This window comes from Massilia aerilata (assembly GCF_042656905.1).
GTDB lineage: Bacteria > Pseudomonadota > Gammaproteobacteria > Burkholderiales > Burkholderiaceae_D > Telluria > Telluria aerilata.
On the sequence record NZ_JBHSMZ010000006.1, the window covers coordinates 525,461 to 539,772 of the forward strand.

The 14,312-nt window shown below is 67.1% G+C and carries 16 protein-coding genes; 7 read left to right on the forward strand and 9 right to left on the reverse strand.

Annotation, left to right across the window (positions count from 1 at the left end; all coding sequences use genetic code 11):
• Positions 1-11 precede the first annotated feature (11 nt).
• The 4 genes from ACFPO9_RS11470 to ACFPO9_RS11485 form a co-directional block, all read right to left on the reverse strand.
• On the reverse strand, positions 12-884 hold the full coding sequence (locus tag ACFPO9_RS11470; protein WP_379770729.1) for a fumarylacetoacetate hydrolase family protein: 873 nt from the start codon (positions 882-884) through the stop codon (positions 12-14).
• Complete coding sequence (locus ACFPO9_RS11475) at positions 881-1,975, reverse strand: amidohydrolase family protein (protein ID WP_379770731.1); 1,095 nt, start codon at positions 1,973-1,975, stop codon at positions 881-883. Before ACFPO9_RS11475 ends, ACFPO9_RS11470 begins: the two co-directional genes overlap by 4 nt.
• A 133-nt stretch (positions 1,976-2,108) precedes the next feature.
• Positions 2,109-2,741 (reverse strand): TetR/AcrR family transcriptional regulator, encoded by a 633-nt coding sequence (locus ACFPO9_RS11480; protein WP_379770733.1) that lies wholly within the window; start codon positions 2,739-2,741, stop codon positions 2,109-2,111.
• 2 nt (positions 2,742-2,743) lie between these two features.
• On the reverse strand, positions 2,744-3,544 hold the full coding sequence (locus ACFPO9_RS11485; RefSeq protein ID WP_379770736.1) for an SDR family NAD(P)-dependent oxidoreductase: 801 nt from the start codon (positions 3,542-3,544) through the stop codon (positions 2,744-2,746).
• A gap of 76 nt (positions 3,545-3,620) precedes the next feature.
• On the opposite strand from ACFPO9_RS11485, the gene ACFPO9_RS11490 reads away from it, so the two are divergent.
• A complete protein-coding gene (locus ACFPO9_RS11490) occupies positions 3,621-4,382 on the forward strand; it encodes a DUF2889 domain-containing protein (protein ID WP_379770738.1) in 762 nt (253 codons plus the stop codon).
• On the opposite strand, the gene ACFPO9_RS11495 is transcribed toward ACFPO9_RS11490, so the two are convergent.
• Genes ACFPO9_RS11495 through ACFPO9_RS11510 form a run of 4 tightly spaced genes read right to left on the reverse strand, consistent with a single transcriptional unit; the run spans position 4,354 to position 8,655 of the window.
• A complete protein-coding gene (locus ACFPO9_RS11495) occupies positions 4,354-5,586 on the reverse strand; it encodes an NAD(P)/FAD-dependent oxidoreductase (protein ID WP_379770740.1) in 1,233 nt (410 codons plus the stop codon). The genes ACFPO9_RS11490 and ACFPO9_RS11495 overlap by 29 nt on opposite strands.
• Positions 5,587-5,613: 27 nt before the next feature.
• A complete protein-coding gene (locus ACFPO9_RS11500) occupies positions 5,614-6,891 on the reverse strand; it encodes an MFS transporter (protein ID WP_379770742.1) in 1,278 nt (425 codons plus the stop codon).
• A gap of 20 nt (positions 6,892-6,911) precedes the next feature.
• Entirely contained in the window at positions 6,912-7,898 is a 987-nt protein-coding gene (locus ACFPO9_RS11505; RefSeq protein WP_379770745.1) for a fumarylacetoacetate hydrolase family protein, read from the reverse strand.
• A gap of 49 nt (positions 7,899-7,947) precedes the next feature.
• On the reverse strand, positions 7,948-8,655 hold the full coding sequence (locus ACFPO9_RS11510; protein WP_379770747.1) for an SDR family NAD(P)-dependent oxidoreductase: 708 nt from the start codon (positions 8,653-8,655) through the stop codon (positions 7,948-7,950).
• Between the two features lie 133 nt (positions 8,656-8,788).
• Between ACFPO9_RS11510 and ACFPO9_RS11515 the strand changes: the two genes are divergently transcribed.
• The 6 genes from ACFPO9_RS11515 to ACFPO9_RS11540 all read left to right on the forward strand — a co-directional run bounded on the left by ACFPO9_RS11515 (position 8,789) and on the right by ACFPO9_RS11540 (position 13,303).
• Positions 8,789-9,187 (forward strand): Zn-ribbon domain-containing OB-fold protein, encoded by a 399-nt coding sequence (locus tag ACFPO9_RS11515; RefSeq protein ID WP_379770749.1) that lies wholly within the window; start codon positions 8,789-8,791, stop codon positions 9,185-9,187.
• A complete protein-coding gene (locus ACFPO9_RS11520) occupies positions 9,184-10,377 on the forward strand; it encodes a thiolase family protein (protein WP_379770752.1) in 1,194 nt (397 codons plus the stop codon). Before ACFPO9_RS11515 ends, ACFPO9_RS11520 begins: the two co-directional genes overlap by 4 nt.
• A 74-nt stretch (positions 10,378-10,451) precedes the next feature.
• Entirely contained in the window at positions 10,452-11,240 is a 789-nt protein-coding gene (locus ACFPO9_RS11525) for an IclR family transcriptional regulator (RefSeq protein WP_379770754.1), read from the forward strand.
• Positions 11,241-11,325: 85 nt separating this feature from the next.
• Complete coding sequence (locus ACFPO9_RS11530) at positions 11,326-11,541, forward strand: ferredoxin (protein ID WP_379770756.1); 216 nt, start codon at positions 11,326-11,328, stop codon at positions 11,539-11,541.
• Positions 11,542-11,557: 16 nt separating this feature from the next.
• Positions 11,558-12,316 carry an SDR family NAD(P)-dependent oxidoreductase gene (locus tag ACFPO9_RS11535; RefSeq protein WP_379770759.1) on the forward strand — a complete coding sequence of 253 codons (759 nt, stop codon included), beginning with the start codon at positions 11,558-11,560 and terminating at the stop codon, positions 12,314-12,316.
• Positions 12,317-12,352: 36 nt separating this feature from the next.
• Entirely contained in the window at positions 12,353-13,303 is a 951-nt protein-coding gene (locus ACFPO9_RS11540; RefSeq protein ID WP_379770761.1) for a VOC family protein, read from the forward strand.
• Between the two features lie 69 nt (positions 13,304-13,372).
• Here the strand turns inward: ACFPO9_RS11540 and ACFPO9_RS11545 are convergent, their stop codons facing one another.
• Complete coding sequence (locus ACFPO9_RS11545; RefSeq protein ID WP_379770763.1) at positions 13,373-14,305, reverse strand: electron transfer flavoprotein subunit alpha/FixB family protein; 933 nt, start codon at positions 14,303-14,305, stop codon at positions 13,373-13,375.
• Positions 14,306-14,312 lie beyond the last annotated feature (7 nt).

Consider the following 14,312-nt stretch of genomic DNA (forward strand, 5'->3'; position numbering starts at 1 on the left):
ATCCTGTCTCCTCAGGCGCCGGGCTTGGGTCCGACGACGTTTTTGATTGTGCCGATGCCTTCCACGCTCGCTTCGACCACGTCGCCAGGCTGCAGGAACAATCCGGTGCCCTGCCCCACGCCCGCGGGCGAGCCGGTGAACATGATGTCGCCGCCCGCGAAGCTGGAACGCGCCTCGACGAAGCGCAGCAGCTGGCCGACGTCCCAGGTCATCTCGCCGGTGTTGCTGTCCTGGCGCACATCGCCGTTGACCTTGAGCGTCAGGCCAAGGCGCGGACTGCCGGCCGCGAATTCGTCGCGCGTCACGATCCAGGGCCCGACCCCGGTGCTGCGGTCCTGGCTCTTGGCGGCGAACAAATCCATGCCGATGCCGGTCGGGCCACTGCGCTGCAGGTCGCGCGCCGACACGTCGTTGCCGACCGTGTAGCCCAGCACGCTGGCGAGCGGATTCTCGGGGTCCACCGGCGCGTCGCCGATCACCACCACCAGCTCGACCTCGTGGTCCAGCTCCGAAGTCAGCGGGGGATAGCGGATCGGGTCGTTCGCGCCGATCAGCGCGCCATAGGCCTTCAGGAAGGCGATCGGCTGCTGCGGCGACTTCAATCCGAAGTCCGCCGCGAGGTGCTTGGCATAATTGGCGCCGGCCACGACCACGCGGTTGACCGGCTCGACCGGGGCCAGCAGACGCACGCCGGAGAGCGGGCGCGCCGGGCCGGCCAAGGGCAAGGCTTCCCTCCCCTCGTCGGCGCGGCCGGCGGCGATCGCGCGCGTCAGCGCCGGGCCCCAGTCGGCGAAGGCGCCGGCGATCGGGCGCAGCGTCTGCCCTTCGGCATCCACCAGCGCCCAGAACGGCGCACCGCCATCGCTGCAGCGTGCGATCTTCATGCCGCCAGCGCCGACGGTTTCGCCACGTCGATCAGGGTCGACGGGTCGATGTGCAGCAGTTCGCAGGCATTCTTCCAGCGGATCTTCTGCAGGTCCTCGTCGGACAGGCGCAGGCCGTCGGTCAGGTCGTGGCGGACGGCGTCGCTGCCGCCGAAGTTGGAACCGTACAGCACGCGGTCGGCGCCAATGACCTCGATCATCGCCTGGCGCATCGGCAGCTCGTGCAGTTCGACGTCGAAGTAGAAGTTCTTCAGGTACTCGAGCACCGGCTTCTTGTTGTGCGCCACGTCCAGGTTCGGGTTGGTCTGCGCCAGGCGCCCGAGCTGGTAGGGCACGAAGCCGCCGCCGTGGGTGATGTAGACCTTCAGGTTCGGGAAGCGGTCGAACACGCCGCCGTTGATCATGTTCCAGAAGCACTTGGTCTCGTCGTAGTTCATGCCGACGATCGCGGTGGTTTCGTAGTTGTCGCTGTTGGCGTCCTCGCCCCAGGTGACGGACTGGTTATAGCCGTGCACGAACATCGGCAGGTCGAGGTCGCACAGCGCCGCCCACACCGGGTCCAGTTCGGGCGAATCGAACTCCAGGCCGCCGAAATTGGCGCCGCCCGCCACCAGGCCCTTGGCGCCCAGCGTGGTGCAGGCGCGGCGGATTTCCTTGGCCGCCTCGATCGGCACGTTCAGCGGCGCATGGGCCCATGCCATCAGGCGGTTCGGCGCGGCCGAGCAGTACTCGGCCAGCACATCGTTGACCTTCTGGGCGAAGGGCACGCCAAATTCCGCCTCGGCCCAGTACATGTAGCAGTGCGAAGGCACCGACACCACCTGGGCGCTCTGCCCCGCCGCATCCATGCCGGCCAGGCGCGTCTTCGGGTCGGCCCAGCGGTCGAGGTACTGGTTGATGTCGAGCTTCTTGCCCTCGGCCTGGGCCTTCTTCAGCGCGGCGCGCCGTTCCGGCGAGCCGAGCGAGAGGATCCAGTGGCCGACACGCAGCTTGATGTCGCCATCGGGACGTTGTTCGAAGAAGGGACCCCAGTGCGGGTGCTGGTTGTAGTAACCGGGGTGCGGGGCGTGGGCGTGAAGGTCGATGAGCATGCGGCGTCTCCCTGTGAGAATTGATTATCCCGACCGCAGGCGTTGGGTGTCTCCATCAGTCTGCACTCGGTCGGTGCTTTGCATCAGGACCCATCATGCCAAAAATAGACAGAAATGGCAAATGTGTTTAATTTTATTTTTTCAGCGTTGCGCGCGACTCGCATTCGACGATCGAATACAGGAAGGCGACGATGCGCTGGACGCCATCCTCCGGCCGCTTGTTCGGCACCACCAGCTCGCTCAGCACGCAGCGGATCAGCAGCTCGCAGATCAGTTCGCGATCGATACGGATGCCCAGGCGCAGATCCCAGGAATCGAACACGCCGTGCATCAATTCATCGATGCGCACCAGCGACTCGTGGAACAAGCGCCCGAACAGGCGCAGCGCGTACTCCGGGGCAGCGCGGAGCAGGAGCCGTGCCTGCCCGTGCGCCGCATAGTCGTCGAGGTAGCGCACCAGGGCAAGAAAGCGCTGGTCCGGCTCCTCGTAGGGGACGACGGCGTCCGCCATGGCCTTCTGGAAGGACGAGCGCTTGTGGCGCGCGAACGCGTCCAGCAGCTCGTCCTGCGACGAGAAATAGCGGTAGAAGGTGCCGCGCGACACCTGCGCCAGCTCGCACACGTCGAGTATCGAAATACGCTCCGATCCTTCACGCAGCAGCATCGCTTCGGTTGCCACCAGAATCGACGCGATGGTCGACTCGGCGCGCCGGTTGCGCTTGCCGCTCGCGGGACGGGTGACGCTGGCGCCAGTTGCCGTGTACACCGTCAATAATCCCTGACCGCCACATGGGCTGGCCGCGAGTTATAGCCGGGTAGGTGCAAGCCGCCATCGACGTGGAAGGACTCGCCGGTGACGTAGCGCGACATGTCGCTGGCCAGGAATACCACCACCGGGCCGATGTCGTCTTCCGGGTCGCCGCAGCGACCCAGCGGGCGCATCGCCGCCGAGCGCTCCGCGAATCCCGGGTTCTCGGCCGCCAGCTTGTGGAAGGTCGCGCCCATCGCCGTCGGCGCGATCGCGTTCACGGTAATATTGAAGCGCCCCCACTCAGCCGCCGCGCTGCGCGTCAGGCCGACGATGCCGGCCTTGGCGGTGTTATAGTCGGCATGCAGCCAGGCGCCGATGTCGACGTCGATCGAATAGAAGTTCACGACCTTGCCGCCGCCGCGCGCGCGCATGTGCGGCAGCGCGGCGCGCATCGCCCACCAGCAGGCCTTGACGGTCGAGGTCAGGGTCTGCTCCAGCATTTCGTCGGTCTTTTCTTCGAGCAGGACGTTCGGGGTCGGCACGAAAGCGTTGTTTACGAGAATGTCCAGGCCGCCGAAATGCGCGACCGCCGCCTCCACCGCGGCCAGCACGGATTCCTTCTGGAGCACGTCGGTATGCACGAACAGCGCCCTGCCGCCCAGCTCCTGCACCTCGCGCGCCACCTGGGCGCCGCTTTCGCGGTCGATCTCGGCGATCACCACCGCCGCACCCTCGCGCGCGAAGCGGCGCGCCACGCCGCGTCCGATGCCGCCGCCGGCGCCGGTGATGAGCGCCACCTTGTCTTTCAGAAGGTCCATGCCAGTCTCCTCACTTTTGAACATATTTTCTGTTATTGTACACATTCAAGCCAATAACTCATACCGGGAATCACGCATGCAACGCTTTCGCAGGCGCATCGAGCTGGCCGGCCGCCGGGACCAGCAGGGCGGGCAGGTGCGCGCCGTCCTCGAGGACGACTTCCATCATTTCCGGGTCGTGGTCGACCACCGCGGCGGCGTCGTCACCGCGGTGCGCGGGGAAACGCCGCGCCATCCCTTCACAGCCTGCCCGGGCGCCGCGCCGGAGCTGAACCGCCTGGCTGGAATGCACCTCGACCGCATCGCCAATTCGGTCACGCTGCATACCGACGCGACCCAGCAGTGCACCCACATGTTCGACCTGGCAGGCCTGGCGATCGCCGCCGCCGCGCGCGGCGACCGCTACCGGCGCTACGACATCGAGGTGCCGCGCCACGTCGACGGACGCGCGCCCGCGCGCCTGATGCGCGACGGCGTGCTGGTGCTCGAGTGGGAAGTCGAAGGCAGTGCGATCCTCGGGCCGGCGCCGTATGCCGGGGTCGACATGCGCAAGGGGATGGCGCGCTGGGCGCTGGGCGCCTTGCCGGCCGAGGAAGCCGAAGCGGCCCTGGTGCTGCGCCGCTGCGCCCTGATCTCGCTCGGACGCCTGAAGGACATCGACCGCGAACCGCATGCCCACCTGACGGGCCGCTGCTACGCCCAGCAGCCCGAGCGCGCGCCGCAGGCGATCCGGATCGTCGGCTCGACCTGGGATTTCAGCGAGCGCGCCGATGCGCTGTGCCTGGACGACCAGGCATGGCTGGGCGACTTCAGCGATTCTGCGCTTCCCACGTCTTGAGTTCGAAACCGGGTGCGGCCGCCACGGCCGGCGTCAGCGCCGGCGGGCGGGCCAGGATCTTGCGCGCCGCCATGTGGTCGCCGATCCGTCCGCAGGACTCCACCGCCAGCAGGCGTTCACCGGCAAAGCACAGCACCGAGACCTGCTGCGCGGCGGAGTCGCCCAGCACGACGTGATTGTCGGCGCCCATCGCCAGCCCCGCGATCTGCAGCTTCAGCTTGCCCTGGTCGGTCCAGAACCAGGGCAAGGCGGTATACGGCGCCGGCTTGCCAGCCAGGCGTGCGGCGATAAGGCGGCCCTGGTCGACGGCGTTCTGGACCGATTCGAGGCGGGTCAGCCGTTCGCCGTTCTGCAGGCAGGGAAAGGAGGCCACGTCGCCCAGCGCGGAGATGTGCGGATCGGAGCTCAGGAGGTTGGCATCGACCGTGATGCCGTTGTCGATGGTCAGGCCGGCTTCGAGCGCCAGCGCTACGTTCGGGACGACGCCGATGCCGTACACGACCAGGTCGGCCGCCAGACGCTCGCCGTCGGACGCCAGCACCGCCACCGCCCTGCCGTTGTCGCCTTCGATTTCCGAGACTGCGGTGCGGAAGCGGAAGTTGACGCCCCAGGCCTCGTGCGCCGCGCGGAACAGCGCGGACATCTGCGGTGACACGGCGCGCGCCATCGGACGCTCGCCCAGCTCCAGTACCTCGACCGCGGCGCCGGCCGCCGCCGCGACCGCCGCGAATTCCAGGCCGATGAAGCCGGCGCCGATCACGACCACCCGCCTGGCCTGGGCCAGCAGCGGCGCCAGCGCCTCGGCGTCGGCCCGGGTCTTGAGCCCGAACACGCCGCCCAGTGTGGCGCCGGGCACGTTCAGCGGACGGTTATGGGCGCCGGTGGCCAGCACCAGGTGATCGTAGTCGAGCGCCTGGCCCGAAGCCAGCAGCAGCCTGCGGTTCTGGCGGTCGATCGCGGCGCCGCGGTCGGCCACCAGCTCGATGCCCTGGTCGATATAGAACTGCGCCGGGCGGAATTGCATTGCCGTGGCGTCGATCTTCCCCAGCAGGTAGGCTTTCGACAAGGGCGGGCGCTGGTAGGGCAGCCAGGGTTCGTCGTTGACCAGGGCGATCCGGCCGGCATAGCCCTCCTGCCGCAAGGACAGCGCCACCTGTACGCCGGCATGCCCGGCGCCGGCGATCACGATTGAATTGAGCGACATGTTGCTTCCTCGTTGTTCGGAAAGGTTTCAGGCGGCCGCGCGCGCCTGGACCGCAGCCTGCGGGCTGCGCCCCAGCGTGAGCAGCAGGAGCGAGCCTGCCAGCGTGCTCGCCGCGCAGTAGCCAAGCATCATCGTGTAGGCGCCCGTCGCACTGAACATGGCGCCGAACATGAGGGGCGCCCCGGCCGATGCCACCGTGATCAGGCCCTGGTGCAGCCCGAAAATGCGGCCGTAGTCTTTCAGGCCGAAGTAGCGTGCGATGAGAAATGCCGCGATGTCGAATTCGGCGCCGGCGCCCAGGCCGGCCAGCGCCGCGGCGACGCTGAGCAGGACCATGTCGGTGCTTCCCGACAGGAAGATCGCGGCGCCGGCGGCCGGCAAGGCCAGGCTGACGGCCGCCACGGCCGGTGGCCATAGCCGGTCCAGCAGGTAGCCGACCAGCAGGCGCCCCAGCACCAGCGCGATGCCGAACCAGGTGAAGACCTGGGTGGCGCTGGCCAGCGCCAGGCCGCGGTCGCGCAGCATCGGCACGGTGCTGGTGACCATGCCCATCACCGCCGAGACCACCAGGCACAGAGCCAGGTTGCAAATCCAGTACTTGGGCGAGGCCAGCGCGGCGCGAAAGCGCATGCCGGCCAGCGCCGGCGCCACCGCGGCGCTTTGCGGTGCGGCGCCAGGGTCGGCCGCGGCGAGGGCCTGCGGCAGGCGGAACCAGGCCAAGGTCAGCGGCACCCCGATCAGGACGTTGACCAGCGCCAGGATCACGAACGGCGCCTGCCATCCCCAGTTGGCAACGCCCCAGGCGAACAGCGGCGGCGTGAGTGCCGCTGTGATCCCGGTGCCCGACAGGCCCAGCGCCAGCGCCAGGCCGCGGTTACGGACGAACCAGAGGTTCAGCAACTGGGTCCAGGTGACCGCCAGCGCACCCATGCCGACGATGGGAAGCAAAAAGAAAGCGGCGTACAGCGACCATACCGAGCCCTTGATCTGCGTGGTGGCGAGGTAGCCCAGCGCCATCGTGAACAGCGAGACCAGGGTGACGCGCTTGATGCCGAAGCGCAGGTTGAGCCAGCCGACCAGCTGCAGGCCGATCACCGCGCCGCCGAACAGGAAGCTGATCGCCGCCTGCAAGGCTGGGCGCTCCCAGCCGAACTGCTGCTGCAAGGGGATCACCAGCACCCCGAAGCCGTACAAGAGTGCGGCATTAATGCTGATCATGACGCCGGCAATCGCCAGCAGCAGGATGCGCCAGCCCTGCCTGAATTCGGCGAAGTCGATCGCCGCGCCGTTCCTGGTTCCGACCATGCTTGTCTCCTTTGGGATGTTCAGGGCTTGATGATGCGGCTGCGCAGGATGCCGATACCCTCGACCTCGAGTTCGATCAGGTCGCCCGGCTTCAGGTAGCGCAGCTGTTCGAGTCCGCAGCCGTTGCCGACCGTACCGGATCCGAGCACCTCGCCCGGGTACAGCGTCTCGTCACGCGAGATATGTTCGATCACGTCCTCGAATTGCCAGCGCATGTCGCGCGTGCTGCCCCTGCCCCACTCCTCGCCATTGACCCGGGCGATCATGCCCAGGTCGTAGGGGTCGGGCAGCTCGTCGGCGGTGACCAGGCAGGGCCCCATCACGTTGCCGGTATCGAAGTCCTTGCTCTTGGCCGGGCCCAGCATGCCCCCCATCTCCACGGCCTGGGCGTCGCGCGCGCTCATGTCGTTGAAGATGGTGTAGCCGACGATGTGATCGCGTGCCCGGTCGCGCGGGATGTTCTTGCCCTTGCGTCCGATATAACAGGCGAATTCGAGTTCGAAATCCATCGCCTTGCTGTACGAAGGCCAGATCACATCCTCGTCCGGCCCGACCACGGCAAAGCGGTTGCACTTGTAATAGATGGGCTGGCGGTTGAAGGTGGCGATCACGCGCTCGTCGGCGCGGGTGTTCATCTGCGCCAGCGCTTCCTCGGGATTGGGCAGGTGGGCCACGCGGGCGCGGCGCGCCGCCGCGAAGCTCTGCTTCAGGTGCAGTTCGAAGCAGGAGCAGTCGCGCATCTGCGGCGGCGGCTGTATCGGTGCGCACAATTTCACCGCTGCGCGCTCGACGACCGCCCCCGCGGGCGCACGCGCGACCAGGCGGCGCGCCTCCTGCATGGCTTCGTCGCCCGCCTCGACTAGCGCCAGGATGCTGGCGAAGGCCGGCCACCCACCCAGGCCAGTGGCGCTGGCGGCCTTGCTCAGGTCGACGATCGCCGTGTCGGATTCGATCAAGGCGCCAGGGCGCATGGTCCCGGATGCGTCGCGGTAAGTAACCAGTCTCATTCCTGTCTCCGTCCTTTGTTATATGTGTCCACGGGCGCGCCGTGGCTTGCTACACCCGGCCGTTGACCGGGATGCTGGCGCCGGTCAGCGCCGAAGCGTCGTCCGACAGCAGGAAGGCGATCACCGCCGCCAGCTTGTCGGGCGCCACCCAGCGGCTGAAGTCGGCGTCCGGCATGTCGGCACGGTTGGCCGGCGTATCGATAATGCTGGGCAGGACGGCGTTCACCGTGACCCCGCGGTCCTTCAGTTCTTCCGCCAGTGCTTCGGTCAGGCGCGCCACGCCGGCCTTGGACGCGGCATACGCGCCCATGCCCATGCCCGCCTTCTGCGCCGCGGCCGCGCCCACGTTGACGATGCGTCCGTCCGTTCGACCATTTCGACCGGCCAGCAGGTGCGGCAGCGCCGCGCGGCAGCTGGCCACGGCGCTACGCAGATTGGTTTCGTACATGCGGTCCCAGGACGCCAGGGCGCCGCCCTCGACCGTCTCCCAGGTAAAGCCGCCGGCCACGTTGACAACGCCGTCGACTGCGCCGAGAGCCTCGACGGCCTGCGCGTATGCCGCCTGGCAGGCGGTCTCCTGGCCCAGTTCGACGCCGCCGAACGCCAGCACGCCGCCGGGAAGGCCGCCAGGTGCCGGCGCCCGGTCCAGCAGGGCGACGCGTGCGCCTTCGGCGAGCAGCCGTTCGGCGACAGCACGCCCCAGAGCGCCGAAGCCGCCGGTTACTACGAAATTACGGGAATCGAGTCGCTGCGGCATGGCGGAGTCTTTCTTCTGTGCTAGGTTTGAGGGTGCGCCTTGCTGAAAACTTTAAACATATTTTCAATTTCTGTCTACATAGTTGTAGAATCTTCCCACCGATAGTTCATCAGCACTCGCCGGAGGCCAAGGCATGACTAGAAAACTCCCCGCACTCACTCCCGACAACCGGGCCTTCTGGCAAGGCGGCGCCGAGGGCAGGCTGCAGATGCACCATTGCGATGCCTGCGCACGCTTCTTCCATCCGCCGGCGCCGATCTGCCCGCGCTGCCTCAGCATGGCCGTCGGGCCGCGCGCGGTTTCCGGACGCGGCAAGGTGCTCACCTATACCGTCAACCACCAGCCCTGGCGCCCGGACCTGCAGCTGCCCTACGTGGTCGCCATCGTCGAGCTGGCCGACCAGGAGGGCTTGCGTTTCGTGAGCAACATCGTCGGCACGGAGCCGGGCCAGGTCGCGATCGGCATGCCGGTCCAGGTCCGTTTCGAGCAGGTCGAGGATGTCTGGCTCCCATTGTTCGAAAGGGCTGCATGATGTTCGACCGGATCTTTGAGAAAGACGTGGCGATCACCGGCATCGGCCAGTCGGAAGTGGGCCGCCCGTCGGCGAAGTCGGCGATGCGCCTGACGATCGACGCCTGCCTGGAAGCGATCGGCGATGCCGGCTTGAGCCGCGACGATATCGACGGCGTGGCCTGCTGGCCGGGCGACAACAACAACGGCGATGCATTTTCCCCGGTCGGGCCGAACGCGCTGATCGGCACGCTCGGCCTGAAGGTCAACTGGTTCGGCGGCGGCTATGAAGGACCGGGGCCGCTGGCCGGCGTCATCAACGGCGCAATGGCGATCGCGGCCGGACTGTGCCGCCACGTGCTGGTGTTCCGCACCATTACAGAAGCAAGCCGGCGCCAGACCGACAAGGGGGCCGGTGCGCTGACCAACAAGACCGTCGGGCGCGACAGCAGTTTCTTCTGGCAGTGGTACACGCCGTTCAATGTGCTGTCCGGGATTAATCTGATGGCGATGTATGCGCAGCGCCATTTTCACGAATACGGCACCACGCCCGAACAGCTGGCGCAGATCGCCCTCACCTGCCGCGCCAACGCGGCCCTGAACCCGAAGGCGATCTACCGCACGCCCTTGAGCATGGACGACTACATGGCCTCGCGCATGATCTCCACGCCGCTGCGCATGCTGGACTGCGACGTCCATTGCGATGCCTCGACCGCCATCATCCTGTCGCGCGCCGATGCGGCCAGGGATCTTCCGAATCCGCCGGTGCGTATCGAAGCGATCGGTTCCGCCCTGCGCCAGCCGTGGTCCTGGGACCAGATCGACCTGACCGCAATGGCCACCTGCGACGCCGCCGACATGATGTGGTCGCGTACCGACTTCAAGCCGGGCGATGTCGGCAATGCCCAGTTGTACGACGGCTTCTCGATCCTGACCATGATGTGGATGGAAGCGCTGCGCCTGTGCCCGCGCGGTGAAAGCGGCCGCTTCGTCGAAGGCGGCAGCCGCATCGCCCTAGACGGCGTGCTGCCGGTGAACACGAATGGCGGACAGTTGTCGGGTGGCCGTACCCACGGCCTCGGCTATGTGCACGAAGCGTGCACCCAGCTGTGGAATCGCGGCGGCGCGCGCCAGGTGAAGCCGCACCAGGTCTCGGTGGTCGCTTCCGGCGGCGGTCCGCTGGCCGGCAGCCTCCTGCTGGTGCGCGAATAAGGCATACTGCTGCGCCGCGCGGCGCTTGCTCCGGAATGATTCTAATATTAGAATTGCATTTTCCGGAGCATTCCATGCCTAGCGCTACCAGCAACGACGACCTATCCGATTCCTCGACCGGCGTGACCGTCAAGCCGGTCGTGAATGCGGTACGCATCCTGCGCTTCCTGACCGCCTCCGGTTCGCCGGAGCGCGCATCCGACATCGCACGCGAATTGTCGATCAATCCGAGCACCTGCTTCAACACCTTGCGCACCCTGGTGGCCGAAGAGATGCTCGACTTCGACCCGCTCTCGAAAACCTATACCACCGGGCTGGGCCTGGCCAAGCTGGTCGAGCACCTCGTCACGCAGGGCCAGCGTCTGGACGTCGTGCGCCCGCTGATGCAGGAATTCGCCGCCGCGCACCACGTCACGGTTACCTTGTGGCGGCGCATGGGCAACGACCGGATCGTGCTGGTCAGCTCGGAAACCAGTCCGGGCGACCTGCGCATCGACATGGCGATCGGCCAGCGCCTGCCGGTACTGATGGGCGCCAGCGGACGCCTGTTCGCCGCCAGGCTCGGCCTCGACGCGGAACGCCTGCGCGCCGTGTTCGACAAGGTGCGCTGGGCGCGTCCGCTGCGCTTCGAGGATTACCAGCGCCAGGTGGCGGATGCCAGCGCCAATGGCTGGGCGGTCGACGATGGCTATTTTTCGACGGGTATCCTCGCGGTCGCGGCGCCGGTGGACGACCGTACCGGTGCGATTGCCTACGCGATGTCGGCGGTGACCTTCCGCGGCCAGTATGCCGACGCCGAGGTCGCGAAGCTCGGCCAGTCACTGAGCAAGGCGGCGGCGAAGGTCGGCAACATCCTGTTCTGATCGCACAAAACGTGACAGTTTTTTGATTTGTGTGCATAATCGTCTCACGGTCGACGCGGCCGGACAATTATTAAAGAGACGAATCATGAGCGATCAAGTGCTTCACCGCGTAATCATCGAACGCAGCCGCTGCTGCGGTTACGGCCTCTGCGCCGCCATCTGCCCCGAGATCTACAAGCTCGATTCCGGCGGCATCGCCTACGTCGACAGCGATGTCGTCCCCGACGAGCTGCTGGAGAGCGCGCGCGAAGGCGCCGCCGCCTGCCCGGCCGAAGCCATCATCATCCAGCCGCAGTCCTGAGCCCTGGGCCCTTACCATGAACCGATTAGCTGGGAAGGTCGCCCTGATCACGGGCACTGGCGGCGGCCAGGGCCGTGTCGCGGCCCTGCATTTCGCGCGCGAAGGCGCGACCGTGGTCGGCAGCGACGTCGACCGTGCCGGGCATGAGGAAACGGCGCGCCTGATGGCGGCCGAGGGCTACAGGCTGCGCGGCAGCGCCCCCATCGATCTCGGCGACCACGAGCAGGCCAGGCGCTGGGTCGAGGCCGCGGCCGAGGAATGCGGCCGCATCGACATCCTGTACAACAATGCCTCGGCGGCGAAGTTCGGGCCGGTCGGCGAGATGTCGGTGGAAGACTGGCACTACACCATCCGCAATGAGCTGGACCTCATCTTCTTCACCACCCGCGTCGCCTGGAAATACCTGGCGATGCAAGGGGGTGTGGTGATCAATATCGCCTCGACAGCGGCCTGGGGCGGCTCGCGCGCGGCCGGGATCAGCGCCCACAGCGCGGCCAAGGGCGCGGTCGTGTCCTTCACGCGTCAGCTCGCGGTGGAAGGCGCGCCGCTGGGCATCCGCGCGGTCAGCATCAGCCCCGGCTTCGTGCGCACGCCCGGCACCGCGGCCTTCGTCGACAACCCGGCCACGCGCCGCATCATCCTCGACGGCGTGCTGCAGGACCGCCCCGGCGAGCCGGAGGAAGTCGTCTCGCTCGCACTCTACGTGGCATCGGACGAAGCCCGCTTCATGACCGGCTCGGACCTGGTCGTCGACGGCGGCCTGCTGGCCATCTAGCGCTCACGCACAGCTCATAAACAAAGGAGGAGACAAGTGGACATCATCGGCATCGGCTACCTCGGCTTCGAGACTGCCAACCTGGACGCCTGGCGCGAATACGGCCCCCAGGTGATGGGTTTCCAGACGGGCCCCGCCCCCGAAGGCGACCAGGACTCGCTGTACTTCAGGATGGACGACCGGCGCCACCGGATCGCCCTTCACCCGGGGAAGATAGACCGGCTGGCCTACATCGGCTGGGAAGCAAAAGGGAAACTCGAATTCCAGGCGGCGGTCGAACGCTTTCGCGAGCATGGGGTCGAGCTCATCGTCGCCGACGAAGCCTTGCGTGAGCGCCGCGGCGTCAAGGAGCTGGTGCGCTTCCGCGATCCGGTCGGCTACCAGCATGAGCTGTTCTACGCACAGAAATGGATGCCGCGTTCCTTCCAGCCCGGCCGCCCCCACGGCGGCTTTACCTGCGGCGAGCGCGGGGTCGGCCACGTGGTCCTGATCACGCCGGAATTCGGGCCCGAGCTCGAACATTTCCTGACCGTCGTGATGGGCATGCGCTACTACGGCGCCGGCGCCGGCAAGGGCAAGACCGGCTTCTTCCGCGCCAAACTCAACGACCATACCAGCCACGACATCGCCTACGGCTTCGGCCCCGGCAAGGCCGGCGTGCAGCACGTCGGCATCACCGTCAACTCGGTGCGCGACGTCGGCGAGACCTATGACCTGGTACGCAAGAAGGGCTTGCAGATGATGATGACCCTGGGCCAGCATACCCAGGACCCGCACATGTCCTTCTACCACTTCACGCCGTCCGGCTTCGCCATCGAGTGCATCGCCGAGCTCGAGCCGTGGGACGACGACGGTTTCGAACTCAATCCCGAAAAGCTGTCGACCTGGGGCCACGAGCTGGTCGGTCCGATCCTGGGTCCGAGCGTGCGCACGCCCCAGGAAGTGTTCGATCCGGAAGTGGTGGCGAGCAAGTACACGCAAGCATAGAAGGTCGTTCCCGCACGGGCGGGAACGACGGTATTCGAGGCGCGGTTCGTATCACGCGCCCTTCCCTCTTCATCCCAGTTCGGCCACCAGCGCCGGCACCACCTCGAACAGATCCCCGACCAGCGCATAATCGGCCACCGAGAAGATTGGCGCTTCCGGATCCTTGTTGATGGCGACGATGGTCTTCGAGTCCTTCATGCCGGCCAGGTGCTGGATCGCGCCCGAGATGCCGACGGCGATGTACAGGGTCGGAGCGACGATCTTGCCGGTCTGGCCGACCTGCCAGTCGTTCGGCACGTAGCCGGCGTCCACCGCGGCGCGCGACGCGCCCATGGCGGCGCCCAGCTTGTCGGCCAGCGGCTCCAGGATCTTGAAGTTGTCGCCCGAGCCCATGCCGCGGCCGCCGGAGACGACGATCTTGGCGCCGGTCAGTTCCGGGCGGTCCGACTTGGCCAGCTCGCGGCCGACGAAGGACGACTTGCCGAAATCGGCGACGGCCGCTACCGATTCCACGGCGGCGGAACCGCCTTCGGCGGCTGCGGCATCGAAGCCGGTGCCGCGCACGGTGATGACCTTGACCTTGTCGCCCGACTGCACGATGGCGATGGCGTTACCGGCGTAGATCGGACGCTCGAAGGTGTCGGGCGCATCGACCTTGGTGATTTCCGAGATCTGGGCGACGTCCAGCTTGGCGGCCACGCGCGGCAGGATGTTCTTGCCGTAGGCCGAAGCCGGGGCCAGGATGTGCGAATAGGCGCCTGCAAGGGCGAGGATCTGCTCGGCGACGTTCTCGGCCAGGCCGTCGGCGAAATGCGGCGCATCGGCGACCAGCACTTTCGAGATGCCCGCGATCTTCGCAGCCTGCTCGGCAACGGCGCCGCAGCCCGAACCGGCGACCAGGACGTGGACTTCGCCGCCGCACTGCGAAGCGGCGGTGACGGTGTTCAGGGTGACGCCCTTCAGCGAGGCGTTGTCGTGTTCTGCAATGACGAGTGCGACCATGATGTTT